At 43.9% G+C, this 26,076-nt stretch carries 26 protein-coding genes and 1 other annotated feature; of the genes, 4 read left to right on the top strand and 22 right to left on the bottom strand.

The window, feature by feature from the left end:
• Positions 1 to 91: 91 nt before the first annotated feature.
• From cas2 to rpiA, 8 genes are all read right to left on the bottom strand, one after another.
• Positions 92 to 418: a CRISPR-associated endonuclease Cas2 gene (cas2, locus tag D8797_RS05915; protein WP_125379635.1), complete on the bottom strand. Its 327-nt coding sequence runs from the start codon at positions 416 to 418 to the stop codon at positions 92 to 94.
• Positions 405 to 1,424 (bottom strand): CRISPR-associated endonuclease Cas1, encoded by a 1,020-nt coding sequence (gene cas1, locus D8797_RS05920; protein ID WP_125379636.1) that lies wholly within the window; start codon positions 1,422 to 1,424, stop codon positions 405 to 407. The genes cas2 and cas1 overlap by 14 nt, the downstream gene beginning before the upstream one ends.
• A gap of 50 nt (positions 1,425 to 1,474) precedes the next feature.
• Positions 1,475 to 2,212: an NAD-dependent protein deacylase gene (locus tag D8797_RS05925; RefSeq protein ID WP_125379637.1), complete on the bottom strand. Its 738-nt coding sequence runs from the start codon at positions 2,210 to 2,212 to the stop codon at positions 1,475 to 1,477.
• The gene (locus D8797_RS05930) at positions 2,205 to 2,981 is read right to left on the bottom strand and encodes a Gbs1250 family HEPN protein (protein ID WP_125379638.1); all 777 of its coding nucleotides are present in this window, start codon (positions 2,979 to 2,981) and stop codon (positions 2,205 to 2,207) included. The genes D8797_RS05925 and D8797_RS05930 overlap by 8 nt, the downstream gene beginning before the upstream one ends.
• A gap of 2 nt (positions 2,982 to 2,983) precedes the next feature.
• Positions 2,984 to 3,691, bottom strand: a complete 708-nt coding sequence (deoD, locus tag D8797_RS05935; protein ID WP_125379639.1) for a purine-nucleoside phosphorylase — start codon at positions 3,689 to 3,691, stop codon at positions 2,984 to 2,986.
• Between the two features lie 361 nt (positions 3,692 to 4,052).
• The gene (locus D8797_RS05945; RefSeq protein WP_125379641.1) at positions 4,053 to 4,865 is read right to left on the bottom strand and encodes a purine-nucleoside phosphorylase; all 813 of its coding nucleotides are present in this window, start codon (positions 4,863 to 4,865) and stop codon (positions 4,053 to 4,055) included.
• 26 nt (positions 4,866 to 4,891) lie between these two features.
• The gene (locus tag D8797_RS05950) at positions 4,892 to 6,103 is read right to left on the bottom strand and encodes a phosphopentomutase (RefSeq protein ID WP_125379642.1); all 1,212 of its coding nucleotides are present in this window, start codon (positions 6,101 to 6,103) and stop codon (positions 4,892 to 4,894) included.
• 13 nt (positions 6,104 to 6,116) lie between these two features.
• On the bottom strand, positions 6,117 to 6,794 hold the full coding sequence (gene rpiA / locus D8797_RS05955; RefSeq protein WP_125379643.1) for a ribose-5-phosphate isomerase RpiA: 678 nt from the start codon (positions 6,792 to 6,794) through the stop codon (positions 6,117 to 6,119).
• Between the two features lie 226 nt (positions 6,795 to 7,020).
• On the opposite strand from rpiA, the gene D8797_RS05960 reads away from it, so the two are divergent.
• The 3 genes from D8797_RS05960 to D8797_RS05970 all read left to right on the top strand — a co-directional run bounded on the left by D8797_RS05960 (position 7,021) and on the right by D8797_RS05970 (position 9,418).
• Positions 7,021 to 7,638 (top strand): CD20-like domain-containing protein, encoded by a 618-nt coding sequence (locus D8797_RS05960; protein WP_185780851.1) that lies wholly within the window; start codon positions 7,021 to 7,023, stop codon positions 7,636 to 7,638.
• Between the two features lie 219 nt (positions 7,639 to 7,857).
• Positions 7,858 to 9,231 (top strand): tRNA uridine-5-carboxymethylaminomethyl(34) synthesis GTPase MnmE, encoded by a 1,374-nt coding sequence (gene mnmE, locus D8797_RS05965; RefSeq protein WP_125379644.1) that lies wholly within the window; start codon positions 7,858 to 7,860, stop codon positions 9,229 to 9,231.
• A 1-nt stretch (position 9,232) separates the two neighbouring features.
• On the top strand, positions 9,233 to 9,418 hold the full coding sequence (locus D8797_RS05970; protein ID WP_125379645.1) for a hypothetical protein: 186 nt from the start codon (positions 9,233 to 9,235) through the stop codon (positions 9,416 to 9,418).
• Positions 9,419 to 9,524: 106 nt separating this feature from the next.
• Here the strand turns inward: D8797_RS05970 and D8797_RS05975 are convergent, their stop codons facing one another.
• The 9 genes from D8797_RS05975 to trpX form a co-directional block, all read right to left on the bottom strand.
• A complete protein-coding gene (locus D8797_RS05975) occupies positions 9,525 to 10,190 on the bottom strand; it encodes an ABC transporter ATP-binding protein (protein ID WP_125379646.1) in 666 nt (221 codons plus the stop codon).
• Complete coding sequence (locus D8797_RS05980) at positions 10,191 to 11,252, bottom strand: ABC transporter permease (RefSeq protein WP_185780852.1); 1,062 nt, start codon at positions 11,250 to 11,252, stop codon at positions 10,191 to 10,193.
• Positions 11,253 to 11,523: 271 nt separating this feature from the next.
• A complete protein-coding gene (locus tag D8797_RS05985; RefSeq protein ID WP_125379647.1) occupies positions 11,524 to 11,955 on the bottom strand; it encodes an SP_0198 family lipoprotein in 432 nt (143 codons plus the stop codon).
• A gap of 184 nt (positions 11,956 to 12,139) precedes the next feature.
• Positions 12,140 to 12,532 carry a YbgA family protein gene (locus tag D8797_RS05990; RefSeq protein WP_125379648.1) on the bottom strand — a complete coding sequence of 131 codons (393 nt, stop codon included), beginning with the start codon at positions 12,530 to 12,532 and terminating at the stop codon, positions 12,140 to 12,142.
• Between the two features lie 26 nt (positions 12,533 to 12,558).
• The gene (locus tag D8797_RS05995; protein ID WP_125379649.1) at positions 12,559 to 13,281 is read right to left on the bottom strand and encodes a hypothetical protein; all 723 of its coding nucleotides are present in this window, start codon (positions 13,279 to 13,281) and stop codon (positions 12,559 to 12,561) included.
• Between the two features lie 114 nt (positions 13,282 to 13,395).
• Complete coding sequence (gene pheT / locus D8797_RS06000) at positions 13,396 to 15,801, bottom strand: phenylalanine--tRNA ligase subunit beta (RefSeq protein ID WP_125379682.1); 2,406 nt, start codon at positions 15,799 to 15,801, stop codon at positions 13,396 to 13,398.
• A gap of 148 nt (positions 15,802 to 15,949) precedes the next feature.
• Positions 15,950 to 16,462 (bottom strand): GNAT family N-acetyltransferase, encoded by a 513-nt coding sequence (locus D8797_RS06005; protein WP_125373517.1) that lies wholly within the window; start codon positions 16,460 to 16,462, stop codon positions 15,950 to 15,952.
• 167 nt (positions 16,463 to 16,629) lie between these two features.
• Entirely contained in the window at positions 16,630 to 17,676 is a 1,047-nt protein-coding gene (gene pheS, locus D8797_RS06010; protein WP_125373518.1) for a phenylalanine--tRNA ligase subunit alpha, read from the bottom strand.
• A gap of 312 nt (positions 17,677 to 17,988) precedes the next feature.
• A complete protein-coding gene (gene trpX / locus D8797_RS06015; RefSeq protein WP_125373519.1) occupies positions 17,989 to 18,996 on the bottom strand; it encodes a tryptophan ABC transporter substrate-binding protein in 1,008 nt (335 codons plus the stop codon).
• Positions 18,997 to 19,119: 123 nt separating this feature from the next.
• Positions 19,120 to 19,356: a binding site (T-box leader), on the bottom strand.
• Between the two features lie 171 nt (positions 19,357 to 19,527).
• On the opposite strand from trpX, the gene fbpA reads away from it, so the two are divergent.
• A complete protein-coding gene (gene fbpA / locus D8797_RS06020; protein ID WP_125379650.1) occupies positions 19,528 to 21,177 on the top strand; it encodes an Rqc2 family fibronectin-binding protein FbpA in 1,650 nt (549 codons plus the stop codon).
• 166 nt (positions 21,178 to 21,343) lie between these two features.
• Here fbpA and budA read toward each other — a convergent pair whose 3' ends face one another.
• From budA to D8797_RS06045, 5 genes are all read right to left on the bottom strand, one after another.
• Positions 21,344 to 22,063, bottom strand: coding sequence for an acetolactate decarboxylase (gene budA / locus D8797_RS06025; RefSeq protein ID WP_125379651.1), 720 nt, complete (start codon positions 22,061 to 22,063; stop codon positions 21,344 to 21,346).
• Between the two features lie 114 nt (positions 22,064 to 22,177).
• Entirely contained in the window at positions 22,178 to 22,927 is a 750-nt protein-coding gene (locus D8797_RS06030) for a PHP domain-containing protein (RefSeq protein ID WP_125379652.1), read from the bottom strand.
• A 152-nt stretch (positions 22,928 to 23,079) separates the two neighbouring features.
• Entirely contained in the window at positions 23,080 to 23,385 is a 306-nt protein-coding gene (locus D8797_RS06035; RefSeq protein WP_125379653.1) for a DUF4298 domain-containing protein, read from the bottom strand.
• A 99-nt stretch (positions 23,386 to 23,484) separates the two neighbouring features.
• Positions 23,485 to 24,714, bottom strand: coding sequence for a tetratricopeptide repeat protein (locus D8797_RS06040; RefSeq protein WP_005589602.1), 1,230 nt, complete (start codon positions 24,712 to 24,714; stop codon positions 23,485 to 23,487).
• Positions 24,707 to 25,876 (bottom strand): AI-2E family transporter, encoded by a 1,170-nt coding sequence (locus D8797_RS06045; protein WP_039975113.1) that lies wholly within the window; start codon positions 25,874 to 25,876, stop codon positions 24,707 to 24,709. Before D8797_RS06045 ends, D8797_RS06040 begins: the two co-directional genes overlap by 8 nt.
• Between the last annotated feature and the right edge of the window lie 200 nt (positions 25,877 to 26,076).

Genomic DNA, 26,076 nt, shown 5'->3' on the forward strand with positions numbered 1-26,076 from the left:
TGCGCAGAAGCCCCACCACTACATCTTGTGTCCCCTAAAAACTAGTTAAACCCTAACCTCATTATACCATGCCTAGCCCAGAAATCAAAGCTTAAAAGAACAAAATATCGTCTATCAACTCCGCGCCATTATATGGATTAAAAACAACCCTTTCTTCCTTGTGCCCCAGATAGATAATGATATTGTCCCCTTCTTCTGCCTGATAAAAGGCCCTCAGCTCCCTCACAAGGCAGTCAAAGTCCAGCTTATCAAGAGCCAGCTCAAAGCAGGAACGCTGAACCCTCACACCATAGCCTTCTAAAAGCTTTGATAGCTTCAGGCGTCGCTTATGGCTCACGATATCATAAATGACCAGACAAAATTTCGTTTTCTTTCTGGCAAACTCTTTTTCATCATCATCAAGATTAAAGAAGACCATCTTTCCCTCCTCCCGTATAGCTCGACACATACTCAGCTGGATCCAAGGCTTCAAAGCTCCGGATCAAGGATTTGATTTGCTGATCAGCCGCGTATAGAAAAGTGTAGCGGTTTTTATCCAGCTCGACATAGTGATGAATCTCCAAGATCCTCTCCCTCATAGCCCGAGAAAAGATTTCGATCCCTTCAGGCGTCAAAAAGATACCATCTTCCTTCTCAATGAAATGCTCTTCAAGAATCTCCTGACGATTGATCAGCCCCAGCACCGTATCATCCACGATCACCGGCCGCCATTCCTCCATCAAATCACTCGCCAAGACAGCATGATGGTTATGTGGCTGATGCATCACTCCAAAGCCTAAGCTCAGACCATTTTTGCGAATCAAGCCCATAAAGCAAGAATAAAGAATGGAGTAGCCAAAGTTTAGCAGGGTATTAAACTTGTCCAGAGCTGGCCTGCGACTCCGACCAGAAAAATGAAAGCCATCAATGACCAGTAAGTTCAAGAGGTAAAAGTAAGATTTAGCCAGTCTTCCTTCGATTCCCATAATTTCCGCGATGCTTCTCGCTTGCTCGATATGTACCATCCCATCACTAAAGTGTTTGAAATCCTCCTGGTCCAGCAAGTCATTTTCGTCAAAAGCTTGGAGCAGATTGAGCTGATTTCCGATCTTGGCCGCAGCGATTTTCCGAGCAATGCCCAAGCAAAAGTCCAAGTCAAAAGAAGCCCGAGCCTGACTGCGCTGCTTTTCAAAATCTTCCTTCCTAAAGGAATCAAGGGAAAATAGAAATTCGCCCTTGCTCGAGAAATAGAACACAAAAATGTCCCTATTAGCCAAGGCTTTCAGTAGCTGAGTAGACAGCTGAGCATTACCAAAGACCAAGATATTATCAATCAGATTAAAAGAAATCTCCTTCAAAAGGATCTGCTCCTCGTTTCTCACAAGCACACGCTGCTCCCTCACCGACAAGCTACAAGACGAATGTTGAATATATAAATCAGCCATAAAAATCCTAAATATCTCTCACAAATAAACTTTCCCATTGAAAAACTCTTTTAGTCTTCCTGTCTCAACTGCGCAAACACTTCCCCAATCTTGCCTTCGATGACGAGGTCAGCTTGCTTGTCCTGTGGAATACTAGTCTTGTTGATAACGACTAGATGCTTGCCAGCAAAGTACTGGATGAGACTGGCTGCTGGATAGACCACCAAGGAAGTGCCCCCGATGATCAGCAGGTCGGCTTGATGAATGGCCTGCGCGGCTTGCTGGAAGGTCTCCATATCCAAGGGCTCTTCATAGAGGGTCACATCAGGCTTGATCACGCCGCCGCAGTCAGGGCAGTAGGGCACCGTTCCAGGCAGAGCTAGAAATGCCTTCAAATCGTAAAATCGCTGACAATCTAGACAGAAATTTCTATCCGCACTGCCGTGCAACTTGAGGACATTTTTTGAACCAGCCATTTCGTGCAGGCTATCAATATTTTGCGTCACCACAGTCTTGAGCTTGCCGATCTTCTCCAGATGAGCCAGATAGGCGTGAGCCGCATTGGGCTTGGCATCTGGATAGAGCAGGTATTTCTTGTAAAAGTCGAAAAACTCCTGCGGATAGCGCTCAAACATGGTATGCGAAACTAGCTGCTCTGCTGTAAAATGCCGACCTAGCTTAACACTATAAATCCCATCCGAACTACGAAAATCAGGGATATTAGACTCGGTCGAGACACCCGCCCCACCGAAAAAGACGATATTCTGACTTTGGTCAATCATATCTTGCAACTGCTGTATTTTATCCATTTTCCTCTCCTGTCAATAAAGCTCTAACCAAGCGGTTTGCCTCATCAAAATAAAAATGTTCCCGATCGTAGACAATCCCTGTGAAGCGAGCCAAGTCCACCAAAATCTCCATGAAATACTGGGAGGAAAAGCCGGTTGTCCGATATAATTCCGCCTCATCAAAGGGCTTAATCAGATGAGCCAGCGGATTTCGGACTGACTTCTCCAATTCCCGCAGCTGTCTGACCTCTTCCCTGACAGACTCCGGCAGATCCAAATGCAAAATCAACTCTGTCAAACTGGATGAATTGACCGTGCTTTCCGCATGAAAGACCTGTAAAGCAGCATAATCCGACTCCCGCATCCGTTCAAACTTCCAACGGTCATAGCTGGCTTCACGAGAATTATGGATAAAGTGCTCAATATCAGGGATTTCCAGCTTTATCAGGCGCATGAAAATCCGATAAATCGCTGGACTGACCGCCCGAACGAAGTCAATAATCTGCTCATTGCGCAGCTTGGCTTCCAAATCATAGAGATAGTTGGCCAGCTGCTCATCAGCCAAATCGGTATGACAAAAAAGCTGAAAACCGCTTTGCGTCTGCAAGGCAGTCTTCAACTCTTCATCCATGGCTGGCAGAATATTGAGCTCTCTTCGCTCTGCCAGAATAGCCAACAGGCTGGTTACAATCGAGGAACTTCCCATCAACTTCTGCGCCAGTTTATAGGCATAAGCATAGTCATAACGGGAAATCGCAAAGAGAATTTCCTCTTTTAAATCTAGATTCATGCTTAATCAATCAAGGTTTCCAGACCAACCTTCATCATATCGGTGAAGGTATTTTGGCGTTCCTCTGCTGTCGTATCTTCGTCAGGATTGACCAAGCTATCAGAAATGGTCATGATAGCTAGGGCCTCTACTTGGTGCTGGGCAGCCAGATAGTAAAGGGCCGCAGCTTCCATTTCAACAGCTTTCACGCCCCACTTACCCAGCTCGATATTTTTCTCAAAATAGTTCGAATAGAAAACGTCTGATGACAAGACATTTCCGACATGGGTCGTCATGCCCAAGTCTTTGGCGATATGATAAGCCTTGTCCAGCAAATCAAAGCTGGCAATCTGCGGGAAATCATACTGAGGCCAGTCATTGCGGATAATGTTTGAGTTGGTCGCAGCCGCTTGAGCCAGAACCAATTCACGAACGTGAACATCTGCATTGAGCGAGCCAGCCGTTCCCACACGAATCAGCTTTTTCACACCGTAGTCAACAATCAGCTCACGCGCATAGATGGAAATAGACGGCATTCCCATACCCGTTCCCATGACAGAAACCCGCTGACCCTTGTAAGTACCAGTGTAACCAAACATGTTCCGCACTTCGTTAAAACAAACAGCATCTTCAAGAAAATTCTCCGCAATAAACTTGGCACGAAGAGGATCCCCCGGCAAGAGAATTTTATCAGCAATCTCACCTTGTTTAGCAGCAATATGGATAGACATAATTTATGATACAAAGAGCGACAAGAAAACGACTGAAAATTAGGAATCTGACGAGAAATCCTGATTTCTCAGTCAGATTATCTATTTTCCGAGTTTTCCGCTCGTGTTCAAATCTGAACACTTCGCTCTACCTTTCTTTTTTTAGATTCAGGATAGCGACAGAGAACCAAGTAAAAATAGGAAATTGACGACGCATCGCAGATGCTAGAAAGTTTATCTTTTTTACACAGTTCTCCGCCCGTATTCAGTTCAGCGAATACAGTTAGCCCTTCCTTTCTGTATTTTTTTGAAAGATAGTTTTCCGCTCGTGTTCAAATCAAAACACGCGCTCTACCTATCCTTAGTTTAATATTTTATTTTCTTACAATTCAGCAAGAATGGTTTTAAGTAGTCGTTTGAAATCACCTTTGACACGCTCTGTTACTTCAACCACTTCCTCGTGATTAAGCTCTTCTTGGAACCCAGCAGCATGATTGGTAATGCATGAAATTCCAAGCACTTTCAAGCCTGAGTGGGCAGCCACGATGACTTCTGGAACAGTAGACATGCCAACTGCATCTGCTCCGAGTGTCTTATAAGCACGGATTTCTGCTGGCGTTTCGTAAGTTGGACCGGTAACACCAATATAGACACCGTCATCCAGCTTAATGCCAAGCTTATCAGCGACTTGATGAGCAGTTGCACGATATTCTGGTGTATAAGATTTAGACATGTCAGGAAAACGTGGACCAAATTCATCCAAATTTTCACCAATCAAAGGATTTTGACCCGTCATATTGATGTGGTCAGTAATCGCCATAAGCGTACCAGGGCCATAGCCGATACCACCGGCAGCATTGGTCACAATAACACCAGTCGCACCAAGAGCCTTCATCACACGCACTGGGAAAGTAACGACTTCTAATGGATTTCCTTCATAGAAATGGAAACGACCTTGCAGTGCCAAGACTTTACGGCCTGCCAAGTCTCCATAGACTAATTTTCCAGCGTGGCCAACGACAGTTGAGCGACCCCAGTTTGGAATATCCGCATAGTCAAGACTAACGGCATTTTCAATTTCAGAAGCCAATTCTCCCAAACCAGATCCCAGGATCAAGCCGAATTCAGGCTCTGTCATACCTTTTTCTTTCAAGAAGGCGGCCGTTGCTTTGATTTTCTCAGATAATGTTGTCATAAAATATTTTCCTCACTCTCTTATGCTTATACCAATTTGTCCAAGAAGCTTTCACCAATCATGGCCTTATCCACACCGAAGTTGTCAGCGATGGTGGCTGAAATGTCCGCAAAATGTCCGACAGGCAAGTGACCGTTCCCCTTGAGGGATTTACCAAAGACCAAGAGCGGAATGTACTCACGAGTATGGTCCGTTCCGGCATAGGTCGGATCGTTACCGTGGTCAGCGGTAATCATGAGCAAGTCGTCTTCACGCATGTTTTCAATGATTTCTGGCAAGCGAGCGTCAAACTCCTGCAGACAATCACGATAACCATGCGGATCACGACGGTGACCATAAAGAGCATCGAAGTCTACCAAGTTGGTAAATGAGAAGCCATACTTGAAGTCATCAGACTGGATAGCCTTAACCAAATTGTCTACACCATGATTATTGGACTGGTTGTGGCCCATGTCGTGGTTGATACCTGCACCGTTGAAGATGTCGTTAATCTTACCAACTGAATATGTATCAATACCAGCTTCATTGAGCTTATCCAAAACAGTTGGCTCAAATGGAGAAACTGCATAGTCATGGCGATTGGCTGTACGAGTGAAGTTACCTGGCTCACCCACATAAGGGCGAGCGATGATCCGTCCCAGAAGCGCAGGTCGTTCCAAGGTGATAGAGCGAGCGTATTCGCAGATACGATAGAGCTCATCTAAAGGAATAATCTCCTCATGAGCTGCGATTTGAAGCACTGGATCTGCAGAAGTATAGATAATCAATTCGCCAGTTTCCATCTGACGAGGCCCGAAGTCGTCAATAACTGCCGTGCCAGAATAAGGTTTGTTAGCCTCACGAATAACCTTACGTCCAGAAAATTCTTCAATTTTAGTCAAGATTTCCTCTGGGAAGCCATTCCAGAAAGTATCAAAAGGCTCGGTAATGTTCAGGCCCATGATTTCCCAGTGGCCTGTCATGGTATCTTTACCTAAAGAAACTTCTTCTAATTTAGTATAGTAACCACTTGGATTTTCCTCAGCTGGTACAGTTTTCAGCGCTTGCTCACGCTCGATATTGCCCAAGCCCAGCTTAGCCATATTTGGCACGTCTAGACCGACTGCTTTAGAAATGTGTCCCAGCGTATCGGAAGCTCCATCTGGCACCCCTGCATTAACAAAATTGTTAGCATCTGGTGCTGCCCCAATTCCGACTGAGTCCATAACGACTAAGTGAATACGATTAAATTTTGACATGAAAACCTCTTTTCTAGTTATTTGCTTCTAAAATGTTTACGCCACCTTGACCGGCGACGATCACCTTGTTGACCATTTTGGTGAAAAGTCCATGCTCAACAACGCCCACAATATGATCTAATTCTCGGCCAAATTCGACTGGGTTTTCGATTACACCTAAATCTAGATCAATAATGAAGTTCTGCATATCCGTGATAAAACGTTGACCATTTTTTTCACGGAAACTTGGCTTGTAGCCTGCCTCAGCAAAGCGACGGAAAACTTGCTCCGCACCATACTGCACTACTTCGACTGGTAACTTGAAAGCACCTAGCTTTTGAACCAATTTGCTTTCATCAACCACCCAGATGTAGTCCTTGGTAGGGGTCGCGACAACTTTCTCCATCAGCAGGGCTCCGCCTCCGCCTTTGATGCCGTTGAACTGAGGATCCACTTCATCAGCTCCATCAACGGTCACATCGACCTGATCCACTTCATCAATGGATTTCAGCGGAATGCCCAAGCCTTCTGCTTGCTTGCTAGTCACGCTAGAGGTTGTGACTGCAGTAAGCTGCAAGCCTTCCTCTTTGATACGTCGACCAATTTCCTCGACAAAATAGTAAGCAGTCGAACCTGTTCCCAGACCGACCACCATCCCGTCTTCGACAAATTCAGCAGCCTTGATGCCTGCTAGTTTCTTTAGAGTTTCCATAGCACCTCCTCAAATCAACTATGTTTAGTATATCACAATTCTTTGAAATTTGAAAGTGTTTTCAGCTCTTTAAACGGTTCATCGCATTTTAACAGTGCTTCATTTTACGAAAATCTCCTTAAAATCTTGCTCCTAGTTCTATTTTACGCTACAATGAAGATAGGTAAATTACTAAAAGAAATACATATTTCAAGTAGTAAGCTATAGAAAATCTGAGGAGGTTGTTATGATGCAGCAAGAAAATAAAGTTTTAGGTATTTTAGCCATTGTCTTTGGAGCAATCGCTTTACTTGGCTCCTGGATACCAATCATCAATTATCTATCTTTTTTTATCGGTACTATTGCTCTTATCCTGGCTATTATCGGTCTCATTGTTAACCAAAAGAAACCGAAAACTTTGGCTATAATTGGCTCTGTCATTTCCTTTTTCTCCTTAATCATCGCACTGGTCACTCTATCATTCTATTCCCGTATGTTCAATGAGATGGGAAAAAGGTTTGATACTCTTTCGAGCTCTTATCGTTCCTATATTGATTCGTCAGAAAGAGAAGAAGAAAAGGAAAAAGAAGAAAACACGAAGTTTACATGGACAAAAGCAGAATTTGATGCACTCAAAGAGGGTGATATTTTGAAAAGAGGTGCAGGCGGAACAAAATACGACGACGTCATTCGCGACCACGGCAAACCAACTGACGAAACCACTTCCACTGTCAGCGGCTCTGAAATAAAAACCATCACCTACTTACCAGGAGGAAGCAAATATCAAGCTGTCATCCTAACTTTTTCAAAAAACGAAGATGGTTCTTTCCTACTGACTAGCAAGATAGGAACAGGTTTAGAATAACATAAATTTCCTACCCGACAGCTATTTATCTTCTACCAATATTGGAAAGAACTCTAGCCATCAATCGCATTTTACTAAGACACAAGGATTTAACTACCACTTTCCCACTATACTTATTAATCCATGCAAAGCAAGGACAAAATGATGCACAAATCTCAAAAACTTTTTGGATGAATTTGGGACAGATGTTTGCAAAATAGATTTTCAGAAAGGATATACATGATAACACGAGAATTTGATACCATCGCTGCGATTTCGACCCCTCTTGGGGAAGGAGCCATCGGTATCGTCAGACTAAGCGGGACGGACAGCTTTGCTATTGCCAAAAAAATCTTTAAAGGCAAGGACCTAAGCAAAGTGGCCAGCCACACACTCAACTACGGCCATATCGTTGACCCTCAAAATCAGGAGATTCTGGATGAGGTCATGGTAGGCGCTATGCGCTCTCCTAAAACCTTCACGCGCGAGGATATCATCGAGATCAACACCCACGGCGGGATTGCAGTGACTAATGAAATACTGCAGCTGGCTATCCGCGAGGGGGCTAGACTGGCAGAGCCTGGCGAGTTTACCAAGCGGGCCTTTCTCAATGGGCGCGTGGATTTGACTCAGGCTGAGGCTGTCATGGATATCATCCGGGCCAAGACAGATAAAGCTATGAACAATGCTGTCAAGCAGTTGGACGGCTCTCTTTCCGACCTTATCAATAGCACCCGTCAGGAAATCCTCAATACACTGGCTCAGGTAGAGGTCAATATTGATTATCCTGAATACGACGATGTTGAGGAAGCAACGACGGAAATCATTCGTGAAAAAACACTTGAATTCGAGCAACTTCTGACCCATCTCCTCAAAACTGCTCGACGCGGCAAGATTCTTCGCGAAGGGATTTCGACTGCTATCATCGGTCGACCTAATGTTGGCAAATCCAGCCTCCTCAACAATCTTTTGCGTGAGGACAAGGCCATTGTGACCGATATCGAGGGGACGACTCGTGATGTGATCGAGGAGTATGTCAATATCAACGGCGTACCGCTTAAGCTCATTGATACTGCAGGGATTCGGGAAACGGATGACCTTGTGGAACAGATTGGCGTTGAGCGCTCTAAAAAAGCCTTGCAGGAAGCTGACTTGGTTCTCTTGGTTCTCAATGCCAGCGAGCAACTAACTGACCAAGACAAACAATTGCTTGAAATCAGCCAAGACAGCAATCGCATCGTCCTGCTTAACAAAACTGACCTTGAAGAGAGGATTGAACTGGATCAGCTGCCAGCAAATGCCATCAAGATTTCCGTCCTCCACAACCAAAATATTGATAAAATCGAGGATCGCATCAATCAGCTCTTCTTTGAGAATGCTGGAATTGTCGAGCAAGACGCCACCTATCTGTCCAATGCCCGCCACATCTCTCTCATCGAAAAGGCAGTCGAAAGCCTGCAAGCCGTCAATCAGGGACTGGAACTAGGCATGCCTGTGGATCTCCTCCAAGTCGATCTGACCCGCACTTGGGAAATCCTTGGCGAAATCACTGGTGACGCCGCACCAGACGAACTCATCACCCAGCTCTTCAGCCAATTCTGCCTAGGAAAATAATATGGGAATCACAGAGTTTATCAAAGCAAAAAATCTGGGCGAATACTTAGAAAGTCGAAAAAATGGACAGGTCAGAGAACGCATCCAAGAACGTAGCTGGCTGGAGCTTCTCCTCCACAAAGCCCGAACCACCAAAATAAATCCTGAAAATCACCAAAAAGCGAAGAAAATGAAACACGGTTCTTGAAAAACAGAACCGTGTTTGTTTGTCTATTTAATCTAACTGAATATTTGCCTAATCATGAAGCGAGGCACTCTCCTTGTCCCAAACTATTTTTTGTTTGGCTACATCTTCATCGGACTTGAGTCAGCACTCCGTCTTGCATTTCATAGACCTTGTCAACCTCGTCCAGTAGGCGGGTATCATGGGTAATCATGACCACGCTCTTGTTGAATTTTTGAGTCACTTCTTTGAGCAGATGAACCACGCGCTTAGCCCGCTCTGTATCCAGACTAGCTGTCGGCTCATCAGCCAAGATAATATCAGGGCTATTGTAAAGCGCTCTAGCGATAGCAGCCCGCTGCCGTTCTCCGCCGGACAATTCTTTGGGATACTGCTTGAGCGTGTCTTTTAGGTCTAGCAGCTCAATCAGACTGTCCAGATCTGTCCTTTCCTTTTTAGATAAGCGGTCAATCAGCTGGAACTGGTCTTCGATTTTCAAAAAAGGTATGAGATTGGAAGCCTGCAAAATAAAGCCAAAATCATTGAAGCGTAGAGCAGCTCGTTCCTTTTCCTTGAGCTGGGAAGTATCTTTCCCATGCAGCAGAATCTGTCCTTTTGAAGGAGTTTGCAAATGCCCCAGCAAGGTCAGAAAAGTTGTTTTACCCGAGCCTGAGGGCCCAATAATAGCTACAAACTGCCCTGCTTCCAGTTGGAAATCAGTTGGTTTCAGGGCTTGGACCAGCGTATGCCCCTGGCCATATTCTTTTGTAACTCCTTTTAGTTCTATGATTGACATTTACTCACCTCCGATCGCTGTGATAGGGTCAATTTTCAGAACCCGGTGAATGGACAAGAGCCCGCCGGCCAGCGACATGAAAACAATCAGGACAATCAATCCAGCATAAGCTCGCCAGTCACTATAAAAAGGCATAGAAGCCGGCAAGACTAGCTGGGTTCCCAAGAGAGCCAAGACAGCTAAGCTGATTCCCAGAGTGGATAGGATGAAAATCTGCCAGAAAATAGAAGCAATAATCTTCCCACTGGCAATCCCTTGGGCACGCATAATACCGTAAAGTTGGGTCTTCTGAATGGTGATAATGTACATGAAAATTCCCAATACTAAAAAGGTAATCAGAACCATGGCCCCAATCATAAAGGAAAAAGTCAGAACCTGAGGCTGATAACCAGGGATATTTTCTATAAAATCACTCATAGAAAGCTGACTAAGCCCAGTTTCTTCAATCTTTTGACTATCTTTGACCACAAGTGCGCTGATATTCTTAACCTGACTAGAGCCGTACTTTAATTCCCTGAAATCATCTAGATCCATAAAAATTACAGGTTGCGTAAAGAAGCTATTATCCTCTGTGAAACCAACAACCTGATAGAGGCGCTCACTGCCATTGAGCTGAAGCTGGTCGCCTAGTTTGACACCTTTTTGCTGCAGACGCTTATCCGCAATGACTTCATGAGCATTCTCAACAGGACGTCCCTCAATAATATCTGGTGCCAGAAAACTATCCCAAGAAAGACCGAAAACCTGAGCGTTGAGTTTATCCGTCCCATCTTCATAATTGGCCACTGCTGCCGTCTGTCCCAAAGCCGCAATTGAGTCCCCTTGAAGCAGGCTACTATACTCCTCTTCCTTTAGAGTCGAAGCAACCAGATTCTTATTGGCATACTCTGACAAGACGATTGACTCAGCCTGCCATTGGTCCAAAGCCAAGCGATTGAGCCTAGCCAAACCGACAGAAAGACTAGACAAAAAGAAAACCATATAGGTAATGAGAAAGACCACAGCAACCACTAAACGATAGCGTCCACGGCTGTAGACAATCTCTTTAAAAGCTAAAAACAAAGCTGTCCTCCTTTGAGATATTAAAGATCATTATATCATAAAGAAGCAAGCTAGAAAAACATATGAGACTAATAATGACTAGATTCAGGCGAAAATCACTAAGTCGTATAGCGATTCCCTAAGTAAGAAACATTCCTTGAAAGAAATTCATAAAATAAAAAGAAACAAGGGCTTCAGTTCATATACCGAAGCTTGCCTTGTTTCTTTTCTCTAGGTTTCGACCGCTATCTGACTTGCACTTTCTCTTTCCCAGAGCAGATTGAAAATCGCCTTATTGCTTGCTAAAGGTCAGAGTGTCTGGATCATCATCCAATTCGTCCACAATCAGCTGATTGCCATTTTGACGATAGCTTTTGACATCGTCACCGACAATTAGTCTCTGCTTCGCTGCATCTACTTGTATCTGCTTGATTTCCTTACTGCCATCGACCTCAGTTTCAGTCCAAGTACCAGTCGAACCATTGATTTCTAGGACATGCTGGTCTCCATCATGGTCAGTTGCTTGGTAGCGTCCGTCTAGATTGCTGGTCTGACCTGCATTGGATGAAGAATTCTGTTCTTGCGCAGGCTGTGATGTTTGGCTTTGGGTATTTTGTGATGAGTTAGCATTTCCTCCCTGATTAGCATTGCCTGAACAAGCAGTCAATAAAACTGCTGCTGTCAGAGATAGAATACCGATAAACGCCTTTTTTGAAACAGTCATATTGCTTTCTCATTTTCTACATTTGTAGTTTATAATTATATTCTACAATTGTCTGTTTTGTTTGTCAATCATATAGCATTTTTTTATCTAAAAATAGAAAATTCTCCAGCCTAACTTGACTGGAGATGTAGAATTTCTTGCTTCTTCTAGAGGATCAAAGCTAGTCATCCTTGATGGCCGAGCCTTATGCCTTATCACCAAATAACAGAGTAGAATTCTGCAGATAGGGATTGGGGTACTTTCGAAGCAAATCTTTTACAGCTTCTACCAAAACCTCCTGCTCCACCTGACCTGCTTGGTATCGCTCTAAAAATAGCATAAAGTTTTCTTTTTCAGCTGGGCTGGCTTTTTTCTTAAAATAGCCCCAAACATGCTGAAAGGCATTGCAGACCTGACCGCGATTTTCAGGCAGGGCTACCGCCTGATCAATCAAGTCTTGAACATGTGCTGCTTCCACCAAATCGCTTTTCAGATACTGACGGATTTCCAGATAGATCTTACTGGAATGACTGAGCACCAGATACTTATTTTTAGCCCAAAGAGTCTGACATTGGGAGATTTGTCTTACATTTTCCATGATTACTTTTCCTACAATCTTTCCTTTTATTCCGGAAAAATCCATTCAATATGTGGAGCTCGCTTACTAATTTCTCTATGAATGGTATTGAAATCAGCATCAGCAAGATTATTTAAGTCAATCTCTTCCAGTATTTTTCCTTCTTCGTCTTTAAAATAAAGTATGCGATAAGTTGATCTCGAATTTTTAGAATAAGCACGTCTAATTTCATACTCGATTTGCTTAATATTTGTTAAATTAATGTGATTTATATCTTGGAAAACAGAGGGTTTAACATCAATCTTATCATCAGAAATAGTAAAAGCTGCAGGCTCATGAGCTTTCTTATAAGCCGAAACACCTAAAATAGTAACTATAATACCTGCACCAATTAGAATTGGGCCCACATATTCATTATTTTGATTGAGAATTTCTTGCTCAGATTCCTTTTCTCTTCGGATAGAAGCTTGTTCGGACTTTAATTGTTTATTATAGGTCTCTACAAAAGCTTGTAGCCTTTTTTCTTCCTCTTCTGGTGTTTCATTCTCAGGTGCAAAATCCGAATTAACCAAGGTTTTGGCTTTTTCAATAGTCATCGGGCTTTCATTCAACTTTGCATCTTTTCGTTCAGACTCTAGCTGTTCTAAGCGATCACTGTGGTTCCCACCACTACTATTTGGTGATTGCATTACTCCAATGAATATGAAGGTTCCAATAATAACAATAATAATAGCTACAATTTCAGCTGCATAACTTCTTTTATATTCCATTAAAATATTCTTTCTGTAAAATCTTTATTGAGACTAGAATACCATAAATCAAGACTTTTATAAAGCTCTTTTATAGTCAAAAGCAGCCCAAAGGACTGCTTCTCTTTGTATATACTAGCGCACTTCTGCGCCGACATTTTCTTCCAAGGATTTTTGGATTTTGTCCATATATTTAGCTACTTCATCATCGGTTAGGCTGTCTTCTGGATTTTGGAAGGTCAGTGTGTAAGCCATAGATTTGAGGCCGACACCCAGCTTTTCACCTGAGAAGATATCGAAGAGCTTGATATCCGTCAAACGTTTCACTCCGGCAGCTTGAATCGCTTCCACCACCTGTCTGTGGCTGATCTCTGCTTTGAGCAACAAGGCCACATCGCGAGTAACAGCTGGGAATTTGGTGATTTCTACAAAAGGCTGTTCTGGCTCAAGACTCGCCTCAATAGCCGTCAGATTAAGCTCTGCCACATAGGTTTCTGGGATATCATAAGCCTTGGCCGTCACTGGATGAACCTGCCCAACATAGCCCACTGGCTGACCCTTGATCGAAATCAGCGCTGTCCGACCTGGATGCAGACTCTTAAGCTGGTCAGTTGCTTGATAATCAGCTTCTAATCCTAGACGGTCAAAGAGCGCTTCAACCACTCCCTTAGCGTAGAAGAAGTCCACAGGAGTCGCTGGCGTTTGGAAATCTTTTTCACTTACCAAGCCAGTTAGGGCAAAGGCAAAGCTATTGATTTCGTTAGGCAATTCTTCCTTCGGATTGCCTGTTTGTTCAAAGATTTTCCCAATTTCATAAAGGGCCAAATCCTTATTTTTACGAGCAACATTGTAGCTGACAGTATCCAACATGCCTGAGAGCATATTTTGGCGAAGAACACTGCGCTCCCTTGTCATAGGCCACATAAGCTCAGTCAGATTCGTAGGATTAAGCGTAAATTCGACAGCTTTTTCTGGCGTGGTCAAGGCATAGGAAATAATCTCTGTCAGACCTGCTCCTTCAGCCACCGTCCGAACCTTGCGACGTAGCTTCTGAGTGGCCGTCAATTCGCCAGCCGTTCCAGCATCTTGAGGTAGGGAAACTGACAAGCGGTCATAGCCATAAATACGAGCAATTTCCTCGTAAAGATCTGCTGGAATACTGATATCCCAACGACGAGCAGGCACGCTGACTGTGAATAAGTCCGCAGATCCGCTAAGACCAAAGCCTAGACGACGAAAAATATCTTCAATATTTGCATAAGTCAAATCTGTTCCCAGAACTCGGTTGACATCAGAAAGGCTAGTCGAAACCTGCTTGTCAGTCGTATCTAAGTGTCCTGCTTGGACAATGCCAGCATGAACAATTGCACCTGCCAAGTCAGCAATCATGCTCGCAGCAGCATCCAGAGCTTCGGTTACTGTTGCCAGGTTAATCCCTTTTTCAAAGCGTGAAGAAGACTCGGAACGCAAGCCCAGACGGCTGCTTGTCTTACGGATTGACTTGCCATCAAAGACAGCCGCTTCCAGAACGACACGAGTCGACTTATCAGAGATTTCGGTGGCTGCTCCGCCCATGACACCAGCCAAAGCCACTGGCTTATCTGCCACAGTGATAACTAAATCACCGACTTCCAGCTCACGCTCTTCGCCGTCCAGCATCACTAATTTCTCACCAGCACGCGCTTCCCGCACGATAATCTGGTCACCCTCAAATGTGTCCAAATCAAAGGCATGCATGGGCTGACCAAAGTAGAGCAAGATGTAGTTGGTCACGTCCACTACGTTGTTAATCGGACGAATCCCTTCGTTCATGAGGAGATTTTGCAGCCACTGAGGACTCGGAGCAATGGTCACATTGTCCAAAATACGAGCTGCATAAAACGGTGCTTTTTCGCTCCCAATGGAAACAGACAAGCTAGCCGCAGCCTCTTTATCCCCTTCAGTGAAAGGAAATTCTTTGAAATGAACAGGCTTATCGTAGATAGCTGCCACTTCATGAGCCACCCCACGCATAGACAGAGCATCAGCCCGGTTTGGCGTGATAGAAAGCTCGATAATCTCATCGTCCAAATCCAGATAAGGGAAAACCTCATCTCCTGGTACAGCATTATCTGGCAAAATTTGAATGCCATCCGCAAATTCCTTTGGCACAACAGAATCCGAAATTCCCAGCTCACCGAGTGAACAAATCATACCCAGTGACTCTAGCCCACGGATTTTTCCTTTTTTAATCTTATAATTATCTGCAATTCGAGCGCCTGGTACAGCTACCATAACTTTGATACCTGCGCGAACATTCGGTGCTCCACAGACAATCTGACGAGGCTCCTCTTCTCCGACATTGACCTGACAGAGGTGCAGGTGAGTTTCAGGTACATCCTCACAGCTCAGAACTTCTCCGACAACAATTTTCGAAAGACCTTCGGCTGGCGAGCTGACTCCTTCTACTTCAATACCAGTTGTGGACATTTTCTCCGCCAGCTCGGCGCTCGTCACATCCAAATCAACCAGTTCTTTTAACCATTTATAACTAACTAACATATGTATGATTTTACGACCAACCAGAACCAACTCTGACTTCATAGACAAAGCCAGTCCATTCAATTTTCGGTCGTATTTGATTCCTCTCTATAAATTTCTGTTTCCACTAAAAGCCCAATAAACAGCAAACAGCGATGTTATCGTCTTTTTAATTTAATTTCTTCCTTAAAAGCCAGTCAATATCGACCGTGTCACCAGTGATATATTCATGCTGGCTAAACCTCTCAAAGCCATATTTAAAGTAAAAGTTCTGCGCCTTGAAATTTCTTTCCCAAACGCCTAGCCAAGCCCAGCTAAAACCACGTTTCTCAGCTTCTGCTAGGGCGAATTCAAACATTTCCTTGCCCAAGCCGAGGCCCTGATGAGAGGCAAGCACATAAATCCGTTGAATTTCAAAGGAATCTTCCAACTCTTGCTCTGTCTGAGCCTGCCCCCAGTTACACTTGAGAAAACCAGCGATCTTTTGCTCCTTGTCCAGTACAAAATAATGCTCAGACTCAGGATTCGCCAACTCCCGCGCCAGCCTTTCACGCGCCAGCTCATGGGAAAAATAATGTTCCAAATCTTCTTGCTTGATGAAAGGACCAAAAGTTTCTTGGTAGGTCTGTACTTGTAACTCCCGCAAAATATCCAGATCTTCTGGCTGAACTCTAACTAACATAGGGCACTCCTTTCTCAGAAGCGGCTGTGAGCGATATTCCTAGCTAAAATTGTCTTATAAGCTAGTAATACTGATGAGCCTCTTTCCCATGCATTTCAAGTCCGCAAACATTGCTAATCAGGCTTTTCGTGATGGGATTGTTCAAAATAAGTTCTATTCTAAGCTTCTTACTTAAATTGCTCTGAAAAACGCACATCGCCTTGGTAGAAGCCACGGATATCGTTGATACCATAGCGAAGCATAGCCACCCGCTCTTGACCAAGCCCAAAGGCAAAGCCAGAATATTTCTCTGAATCAATGCCACTCATTTCCAAGACACTTGGGTGCACCATTCCAGCTCCCATGATTTCGATCCAGCCAGTCTTCTTGCAGACATTACAGCCGGCACCACCACACTTAAAGCAAGAGACATCCACTTCGACAGATGGCTCTGTGAATGGGAAGTAAGATGGACGCAGACGAATCTTACGATCCGCACCAAACATTTTTTGAATAATCAGCTGCAAGGTTCCTTGCAAATCAGCCATAGAGATATTTTCCCCTACGACCAGACCTTCAATCTGGTGAAACTGGTGAGAGTGAGTCGCATCGTCTGTATCGCGACGGAAAACACGTCCCGGAGAGATCATCTTAAGTGGCCCTTGGCTAAAATCATGGGCATCCATCGCACGAGCTTGGACAGGAGATGTGTGAGTACGCAAGAGGATCTCTTCTGTGATGTAGAAGGTATCCTGCATATCCCGCGCAGGGTGGTCTTTAGGCAGGTTCATCCGCTCAAAGTTGTAGTAGTCTGACTCAACCTCGAAACCATCCACGACCTGATAGCCCATACCGATAAAAATATCTTCGATTTCTTCACTCGTTTGGGTCAAAATATGGCGATTTCCAGCTGGAATCTTACGGCCAGGCAGGGTCACATCCAAGGCATCATTGGTCAGCTGGGCTGCGACTTTCTGCTCTTCCAAGATTTGAGCTGCTTCTTCAAAGGCCGCATTCAGCACATCTCGTGCTTCATTGACGTGCTTCCCGATAATAGGGCGCATCTCAGCAGAAACATCCTTCATCCCTTTGAGAATCTCAGTCAGACTTCCTTTTTTCCCTAGGACAGATACTTTCAGCTCCTGCATATCCTTAGCATTTTCCAGAGTAATGGTCTGCAATTGGGCTAAAGTTTCCTCACGCAGACTCTGCAATCGTTCTTCAATTGTTGACATAGTTCCTCCAAAATAAAAACCGCGGTCTCACTCACACCGAAGCGGAGCGTTGACACGCGGTACCATCCGTTTTTTATCTGGCAAGCCAGACCTTAATTACCAATCCCAAAGCAAGTGAATTCGCCTAGCTTTCATCTAGAGAGCTCTCAGTCGCTGGCTCCCCTCCCTGTCAAACTTCCCCTAGGTTACTGGTCTTGCGGATTGCTATTCAATTATAATTCATTCTAACAGATTTCTAAACATTTCGCAAGCTCAGTTATAGAATTTACAAGAAGAAAAAGAAGTCCATTGAGCAACGGACTTCCTTTCTCTCTATTTAATCACTTGTCCTGCTTCTTTGAGAGCATCTTCTGGTACAGTGATACCGAGTTCTTTGGCATTTTTAGTATTGATAACAGATTTACCTTTATCAAAAATATCTACTGCAGTATCAGCAGGCTTGGCACCTTTAAGGACTTTAGCAGCCATTTTACCTGTCGCAACACCGAGGTCATACTGGTCTACAACGACAGAGGCAAGACCGCCTTCTTCTACCATGGCTGTCGCACTTGGATAAATCGGTTTCTTAGCTTCTTTATTGCTGGACACGACTGTCGCAAATGCTGACGCAATGGTATTGTCAATTGGAATCCAGATAGCATCAACCTTACCAGTCATGACATTCATAGTTGAAGCAATTTCATTTGTTGAAGGAACAGAGTATTCCTCTACCTTGTAGCCTGCCTCTTCAGCTAATTTTTTGAACTCTTCTACCTGAGCTTTGGAGTTGTCTTCACTGCTAGAATAGAGGGCACCGATTGTTTTCACATTTGGCGTTAATTTTTTAATCAACTCTAGTTGTTGCTTAGCTGGATTGTGGTCAGAAACACCTGTGATATTACCACCTGGCTTTTCCAGATTTTTCACTAGGTTTGCTCCGACTGGATCTGTGATAGCTCCCATGACGATAGGCTTGTCCTTAGTAGCCGCAGCTAGTCCTTGCGCAGATGGAGTGGCAATCCCAATCAGCACATCATTGTCATTGGACACCAACTGCTTACTCATAGTAGAAACTTTGCTCTGATCTCCCTCAGCATTCATAAAGTCAATCTTGATCTTGTCACCCTTGTAGCCTTCCTCAGCTAGACCATCTTGAATTCCCTTGTAAATCAAATCAAGCGATGGATGGCTGACATACTGCAAGACACCAACCTTTACTGTCTTACTCTCATCGCCACTATTAGTAGCCTTGCTCTTGCTGCTCAAGCTGGAATAAGCCATCCCACCGATTACCAAAATAGCCAAGAGGCCCAAAATAGTCATTAAACGTTTATTTTTCATATTTTTTCTCCATTTCTTTATTCCATTTTTTCTATTCAATCCCTAGGGACGCCATCGTTTAAACATGGACATTTCTCCTTATTTTTTATAATAAGCAACAAAAAACCTCACACAGGTATTCTGTGTGAGGGCGTAAATCGCGGTGCCACCTCATTTATGGAAAAATAACTAGTCTTTCCCCATATCTCTGTCTTGTCATCAAACAAGCTGCACTGTAAGGTGTGCGCACCGAATTCTTATTGTTTCAAATTCATTTTATCAATTAGCCCAATTTCGTAAAGATTTGCTGCTCATTTCCACCAACCACAAGCTCGCTAAAAACAAATGCATCTACTACTTTTCTAATTTCCTATATTGTAAATTTTTCCTGAAGGGATGTCAAGGCTTTTTTGAAATTTTTTATAAAATGTTCGGTTTTTATTTATATTGATAATCATTGACAAAAAATAAATTTCTTTTTGATGAGACTTTAGAAGCTTTTAGCTTGGTTTTTTGTTATAATCTTCTTTAGCAACTTTCAAGGAGAAAAGCATGTCTTTCGACGGATTTTTTTTACACCACATGACAGAGGAGCTCCGCCGCGAATTGCTGGGCGGCCGCATCCAAAAGATTAATCAACCTTTTGAACAGGAGCTGGTTTTACAGATTCGCAGCAATCGAAAAAGCCACAAACTGCTCCTGTCAGCTCACTCGGTCTTTGGGCGCGTCCAGCTGACAGAGACTACGTTTGAAAATCCTGCTGTTCCCAATACCTTTATCATGGTCATGCGCAAATATCTGCAGGGCGCTGTTATTGAAGCGATCCAGCAAGTGGAGAATGACCGGATTTTGGAAATCAGCGTCTCCAATAAGAACGAAATCGGAGATAGCGTGGCTGTGACTCTGGTCATCGAAATCATGGGCAAGCACAGCAATATCATTCTCTTGGATAAGGCCAGCGGTAAGATTATTGAAGCTATCAAACACGTCGGATTTTCACAAAATAGCTATCGAACGATCCTCCCAGGCTCAACCTATGTCGCACCGCCTCAAACAGGTAGTCTCAATCCTTTCACTGTAGGTGATGAAAAGCTCTTCCAAATCCTACAGACAGAGAATTTAGAGCCCAAACGCCTGCAGCAGATTTTTCAGGGCTTGGGTCGGGATACGGCTACTGAGCTCAGTGGCCGTTTGACAGCTGACAAGCTCAAAAACTTTCGAGCATTTTTTGCCAGTCCGACTCAACCTAGCCTGACCGAAAAATCCTTCTCTGCTCTGCTATTTTCCGACAGTAAGACCCAAATGTCCACGTTATCCGAGCTTCTAGACACTTTCTATAAGGATAAGGCGGAGCGCGATCGGGTCAACCAGCAGGCTAGCGAACTGATTCGCAGGGTAGAGAATGAGTTGGAAAAGAATCGGAAAAAGCTAGGCAAGCAAGAGGAAGAGCTCCTAGCAACGGAGAATGCAGAAGAATTCCGCCAAAAAGGGGAACTCTTGACCACCTTCCTCCATCAGGTGCCCAACGATCAAGATCAGGTGGAGCTGAACAATTACTACACAGGTGAGAAGATTATCATCTCGCTTGATAAGGCCCTGACCCCCAATCAAAATGCCCAGCGCTATTTCAAACGTTACCAGAAACTCAAGGAAGCCGTCAAACATCTGACCGGCTTGATTGAGGAGACTCGGGCTACAATTCTCTATCTAGAGAGCGTGGAAACCGCCCTTGCTCAGGCTAGTCTAACTGAAATCGCGGAAATCCGAGAGGAATTAATCCAGACTGGCTTTATCCGCCGACGCCAGAGAGAGAAAATCCAGAAAAGGCAGAAACCGGAGAAATATCTGGCAACAGATGGCCAAACCATTATCCTAGTTGGTCGCAACAATCTACAAAATGATGAGCTAACGTTTAAGATGGCCAAGAAGGACGAGCTTTGGTTTCATGCCAAGGATATTCCAGGTAGCCATGTGGTCATCACAGGCAATCTCCAGCCCAGCGATCAAGTCAAGACAGATGCTGCCGAGCTAGCTGCCTACTTCTCCAAGGCCAGACTCTCCAATCTGGTCCAAGTGGACATGATTGAAGTCAGAAAACTCAACAAACCAACTGGTGGTAAGCCGGGATTCGTCACTTATACTGGCCAGAAAACCCTGCGCGTCACACCAGATGAAGAAAAGATTAGAAGCATGAAAATGTAAACTAATCAGTTTCTAAAATATCGATTTGGCGGATATTGAAAAACTAAAGAGGAGCCGAGGCTCCTCAAACTTACTAAATTTAAAATTCTACTTATCTTTCAGAGGTTGGGACAGCAGATTCCTAGCCTCTTTTTTATCAGAAGTAGACAATTGTCACAGTAATTGGCTACTCAACCCTATCCATGTCCGATCTTACTTCATCGACATTGAATTTTGCAAAGAGGAACTTACGGTCTTGAACTGGGAAACGTTGATCCAACTGATCGACAGCACCTAGCTCCACAATCCCTTCCTTGATAACAAAGTCCATAACGTGACCACCAAAGGTATGGTCGTCCGAAATAAAGTGAAGATGGTAGCCCGCCACACTGACACCGTGGAAAATTTCGGGTGTCCAAAAGCCAACAATAGTTCCAGAAACATTGTTCGCATGGTACTCAGGCTGACTCACGGCTACTTCAGCAAACTTCTTCTCTGAGGTTGATTTCGGAATCATTCGCACATGCATGTGGGAAAATTCACCATGAATCTTGATGGATCGAAATAGATTTTCTCCATCGTAATAGGATTCAATCCGCTTTTCCAGCTCTTCATCTGTCATTTCAAAGCGTTGGCGGAAAATGACCTCCGCTTGGTGGGGAACAACCGCAGCGTAGGGTACCGTTACATCATCCGAAACTTCTACAACTTCAGGCACATTGCCAGATCCCTTAGCCTGATAGGCCTTACCATCAAGAACGATCAATTCCCCATCGATGGAATCCAGTGTACCAATCCCTAAATCGCCGTATTTCAGGAGCTCCCCAATCGTCATGCTCCCACCATAAAGTCCAGCCATCAAGGCTCCTAGGGTATTATACTGAAATAATTTCACTGGCTCTGCCATTTTTTCTCCTATATCAACAAATTTCTGTATTTTCTAAGATAATTAAGTATATCATATTCTGGTCGAAATTCAAAAAATGCGTTTAATGGACAATAAAAATGTAATTCCGATACCCTAAATCAACTGACTTTCCTCAATACCGGCATCAGCGAGGATTTGAGCCACACGGTCAAACTTAAGTCGAAAATGTTCTAGTTTGTGGCCGTCGGAGCCAACTGAAAAGCGCTGACCGCCCAGCTCCTTGACTAGGCCAAGAGCGTAGATATAGAGATCTTCATGACCGTAGAGATACATAGACTTGCAGTTGAGTTCAAAGGCCAGACCATGATCAATCATCTTTTGAAAAAGCTGTCGCAGCTGAGGCTCAAAAGTTTTTAACTCCTCTACGGTAAGCGCAAATTTTCGGAAACCATAGTCAAAGTGAGCTAGGACATCTGCTGGCACAGCCTCGATAGCCTCTTCTAACTCTCTCAGGTAACGAGGAATTAACTCCATCTTATCCAGCTGCAAGACAGGCTCTTCCAGATAGTCAAAACTACCATTGTGGTGGACAGATAGGAGTTTCAGGTCATAGTCCTTGTCCGCTAGGAAAGCTAGGATATCATCTTTACGCGGAGCATAATAGCCAATTTCAATCCCCTTTTTGATGCGGTTGCCATATTGCTGGTTCAGCTCTGCAATTTTTGCCGAATAGGCCGCATAGTCAGGCACATCATCATGGGGCGAGGTAGCTTGGTAAGGGTAGGGATTGGACAGGTCATAGTGCTCGGTAGTGACAATCTCGCCCTCGTAATGGTCCAGATAGTCAGAAAAATCCGCCTCAGAATCATAGGAAAAATAGGTATGAAGATGGTTGTCGCGCATGCTGGACCGCCTTTCTGCAAATCTTGTGTTCCTTTAATAATGTCAACGGTTGGTCGGCCTTTGTTTTAGATTTTCCACATTTCCGATCCTTTCGTTGACGTTATCCATGTTTTATCTTTTCGACAGAAGTCATTTTATTTCATCCTAGGCCATTACCTTTCTTTCAGCATGGCACTGGATAGGTCTAGCAGCTGCAGCGCCGTCTCAAAGTGCTCTCCCATTAGGTCATAAACAGCATCTTCGCTCAAAATGCCACAGGCCACATCCTCAGGAAAGTCTGGTCGATTGGAAAACTCCAAATCGTCAAAGAAAACTTGGCTAGTGTAATAATCTCGGAGCTGGATATAATTCTTCTGGCTGGCCTCCAGCTCAGCCAAAGCAGATTGAGCTTTCGCCAAGACCTGAGCGTATTTATTCAAATGCTCTTCCATTTCTTGGATTCGTTTCAATTGGGACAATATCTCTACTCCTTCTTTAATCAAACTATCGTGTCAGTAAGAAAATCTTCTTCCTAATATACCCGAAAGGCAGTACAAAAGAGCTTTCTCAATAAAATTTTACAAACTTTCGTACAAATCTGCCATAGCAGTGTCATCTGGAACCAAACGCAGGTACTTACCAGCCTGTATTTTCGCTTCTTCCACACGCCCTAGTTCGCGTAATAAATAAACATATTCTTCCAGAAATTCAGGGTTTTCCTGCAAGTCAACTGCCAGCTCCTGATAAAGCTCCCCAGCTTTCTCCAGATTTTCCAAGGCCTGATAAGCACGCGCCAGATTCCAGCGAGTCAAGACATTGTCTAGCTCTTGTTCCTCAAAAGCTAAAACCTCATCGTAGCGTTCCTGCTCCAGATAGAGATTGGTCAGGCGTAGAGCAATTTCCTCCAAATCATCTGCATTTTCCTGAGCTGCCAGCAAGTAGTTTTCAGATTTTTCCACATCATGCAGTTCGTAAGATAGTTGCGAAGCAAGAAGCAAGAGGCGAGTCTCGAAAGGATTCTTGGTCAAACCTTGCTCTGCCATTTCCAAAGCTTCCTCCGTCTTATGCTCCGCATGGAGAGACTGCGCATAGGCATACTCATATCCTTCAAAATCTGGCGAAATCGTATCCAGCTGCTTGAAGTACAAATTAGCTTTTTGGTATTCCTCTTGCTCATACAAGATAGCTGCTAATTCATAGACCGTCTCTTCATCGTACTCCAGCTCCACGGCCTTTTCCAAAAATTCAATGGCTGCTTCGATTTTCCCCAGACTGGCATAGCAAAGGCCAATACGCTGATAAGTGGACACTCCTGTCTGCTCGTAGATAGAGCGATTATCTAGCTGAGCATATTCCTTGATGGCCTGGGCAAAATTTTCCAATTCAAACTCAATTTCTGCTAAACCAAAAGTCACCAAAGGTTCGTCCGACAGTTTGGCAGCTTCCAGCAATTTCTCCCGCGCCACATCTGGCAATCCCTCTAGCTGATAGAGGTCAGCCTTGGTCAAGAGAGCAGCCACATACCATTCACTTTCTGAGTCAATTTCCTCTAAATAGGCAAAAGCTTCTTCCAAGTCACCATCGTCAGCAGCAATCGTTGCCAGACTGATATAGGATTCCGGAAAGAGCGGAGCCAATTTTTCATAAATTCGTTTGGCTTGAGGGAAAAAGCCGATACTTTCTAAGTAATCGGCTAATTCTAATAACTTTTGATCGGTATCTTGGCTCAAAGCCTCTTCAAAATATTTCTCAGCCTGCGCTAAATCTTGATTTTGCAGGGCTGTTAACATTTGTTCACTCTTATTCACTGCCTTCTCCTAATTCTTGAACACTTTCTTCATACAAACCGCTAACCTTCTTGTACCACTTAAAGAGCGCTGTGATGGCAACCTTGGCTGATGCATAAGCTGGAATTCCCAGCAAGACACCCCAGATACCAAACATGGTTCCTGAAGTCAGCAAAACAAATAAAATCGTAATCGGATGGATGCTTAATTGGCTTCCCAAGATCAATGGAGACACGAAGCGTCCCTCAATGGTCTGCTCCACAATAAAGACGATAATGACTTTCAACAGCATGATCGGACCAGCAATCAATCCAAGAACCAAGGCTGGCAACATAGCAAGGAAGCTTCCCAGATAAGGCACTAAGTTCAAAACTCCTGCGACAACGGCTAGAGTTACACCGTAACGCAAGCCAATGATCTTGAAAAGAATCATAAACATAAAGGCCACAATAATCGCTACGGTCACTTGACCACGAACATAATTGGCCAACTGGGTATTGACATCTGTCATGACCTGACCAAATGACTCGCGGAATTTCGTTGGCAAGAACTGAACCACATAACCTTTGAGATTCTTCCCGTCGCGCAATAAATAGAAAAGAATAAAAGGCATGATGATAATAGCCACAATGATTTGTGAAGCCGTACTAATCAGATTGCTAGCCCAATTGACTGCCTTTGATGAAAAATTACTAGCCCATGAAGTGATCTGAGTCGAAAGCTTATTCGTAACTTGCTCGATTTGTGGCTTCAAATCATCTGAAATATGATTGGTCAAAACATCATCAATCATTTTATTGGCTTGCTTGAGATAAGCGGGAACATTTTTTGAAAAACTCACTACCTGATGCTGCAAGTTAGGAATAGCGACCGCCAAGCCCCACACAATCAAAACACCAATCAAGACAAAGACAATTGTAATCCCAGCCACACGGTTAATCTTGCGCTTTTCCATCCAGTCGACAATGGGATTAAGCAGATAGTAAAGCAGTCCAGCCAAAATCACTGGCAGCATGATAACACCAATAAACTCAATCACCGGTGTAAAAATAAAGCTAATTTTGCTAAGAATAAAAATATTCAAACCGATGAGCAAGGTCACCAAAAATACGGTAATGGCCTTATTATCCAAGAACCATCTAAAAAACCAGGATAAACTAAAATCTTTTTCTTTGTGTTCCATATTCGACTCCTTTGGATATTCCATTTCATTGTACCATTTTTCAAAAAAAAATTCTTCAAGCAACCATGATGAAATGCCTCATTTATCGGACTTTCTCACTGATTGAAGTTAAAGTCCTGTTTTCTCTATTCATTCTTCGAAAATAAAGAAAAATGAGGCTGGGACAAAAATCCTAGCCTCTCAATTGTCTTTGGAATGTC

Origin of the sequence: Streptococcus cristatus (genome assembly GCF_003944225.1) — a bacterium.
In the GTDB taxonomy this organism is placed as follows: Bacteria; Bacillota; Bacilli; order Lactobacillales; family Streptococcaceae; genus Streptococcus; species Streptococcus cristatus_K.

Excerpts from the sequence above, each read along its gene's own strand:
- rpiA (WP_125379643.1), bottom strand. The coding sequence starts at position 6,794 with ATGGAAACTCTAAAGAAACTAGCAGGCATCAAGGCTGCTGAATTTGTC.
- D8797_RS06030 (WP_125379652.1), bottom strand. The coding sequence starts at position 22,927 with ATGCGCGACAACCATCTTCATACCTATTTTTCCTATGATTCTGAGGCG.
- D8797_RS05975 (WP_125379646.1), bottom strand. The coding sequence starts at position 10,190 with ATGTCAATCATAGAACTAAAAGGAGTTACAAAAGAATATGGCCAGGGG.
- pheT (WP_125379682.1), bottom strand. The coding sequence starts at position 15,801 with ATGTTAGTTAGTTATAAATGGTTAAAAGAACTGGTTGATTTGGATGTG.
- trpX (WP_125373519.1), bottom strand. The coding sequence starts at position 18,996 with ATGAAAAATAAACGTTTAATGACTATTTTGGGCCTCTTGGCTATTTTG.
- fbpA (WP_125379650.1), top strand. The coding sequence starts at position 19,528 with ATGTCTTTCGACGGATTTTTTTTACACCACATGACAGAGGAGCTCCGC.
- deoD (WP_125379639.1), bottom strand. The coding sequence starts at position 3,691 with ATGTCTATCCATATTGCTGCTAAACAAGGTGAGATTGCTGATAAAATT.
- mnmE (WP_125379644.1), top strand. The coding sequence starts at position 7,858 with ATGATAACACGAGAATTTGATACCATCGCTGCGATTTCGACCCCTCTT.
- cas1 (WP_125379636.1), bottom strand. The coding sequence starts at position 1,424 with ATGGCTGATTTATATATTCAACATTCGTCTTGTAGCTTGTCGGTGAGG.
- D8797_RS05960 (WP_185780851.1), top strand. The coding sequence starts at position 7,021 with ATGATGCAGCAAGAAAATAAAGTTTTAGGTATTTTAGCCATTGTCTTT.
- D8797_RS05950 (WP_125379642.1), bottom strand. The coding sequence starts at position 6,103 with ATGTCAAAATTTAATCGTATTCACTTAGTCGTTATGGACTCAGTCGGA.
- D8797_RS05925 (WP_125379637.1), bottom strand. The coding sequence starts at position 2,212 with ATGGATAAAATACAGCAGTTGCAAGATATGATTGACCAAAGTCAGAAT.
- D8797_RS05970 (WP_125379645.1), top strand. The coding sequence starts at position 9,233 with ATGGGAATCACAGAGTTTATCAAAGCAAAAAATCTGGGCGAATACTTA.
- D8797_RS05985 (WP_125379647.1), bottom strand. The coding sequence starts at position 11,955 with ATGACTGTTTCAAAAAAGGCGTTTATCGGTATTCTATCTCTGACAGCA.
- D8797_RS05945 (WP_125379641.1), bottom strand. The coding sequence starts at position 4,865 with ATGACAACATTATCTGAGAAAATCAAAGCAACGGCCGCCTTCTTGAAA.
- pheS (WP_125373518.1), bottom strand. The coding sequence starts at position 17,676 with ATGTCAACAATTGAAGAACGATTGCAGAGTCTGCGTGAGGAAACTTTA.
- D8797_RS05990 (WP_125379648.1), bottom strand. The coding sequence starts at position 12,532 with ATGGAAAATGTAAGACAAATCTCCCAATGTCAGACTCTTTGGGCTAAA.
- cas2 (WP_125379635.1), bottom strand. The coding sequence starts at position 418 with ATGGTCTTCTTTAATCTTGATGATGATGAAAAAGAGTTTGCCAGAAAG.
- D8797_RS06045 (WP_039975113.1), bottom strand. The coding sequence starts at position 25,876 with ATGGAACACAAAGAAAAAGATTTTAGTTTATCCTGGTTTTTTAGATGG.
- D8797_RS06005 (WP_125373517.1), bottom strand. The coding sequence starts at position 16,462 with ATGTTAGTTAGAGTTCAGCCAGAAGATCTGGATATTTTGCGGGAGTTA.
- budA (WP_125379651.1), bottom strand. The coding sequence starts at position 22,063 with ATGGCAGAGCCAGTGAAATTATTTCAGTATAATACCCTAGGAGCCTTG.
- D8797_RS05995 (WP_125379649.1), bottom strand. The coding sequence starts at position 13,281 with ATGGAATATAAAAGAAGTTATGCAGCTGAAATTGTAGCTATTATTATT.
- D8797_RS05930 (WP_125379638.1), bottom strand. The coding sequence starts at position 2,981 with ATGAATCTAGATTTAAAAGAGGAAATTCTCTTTGCGATTTCCCGTTAT.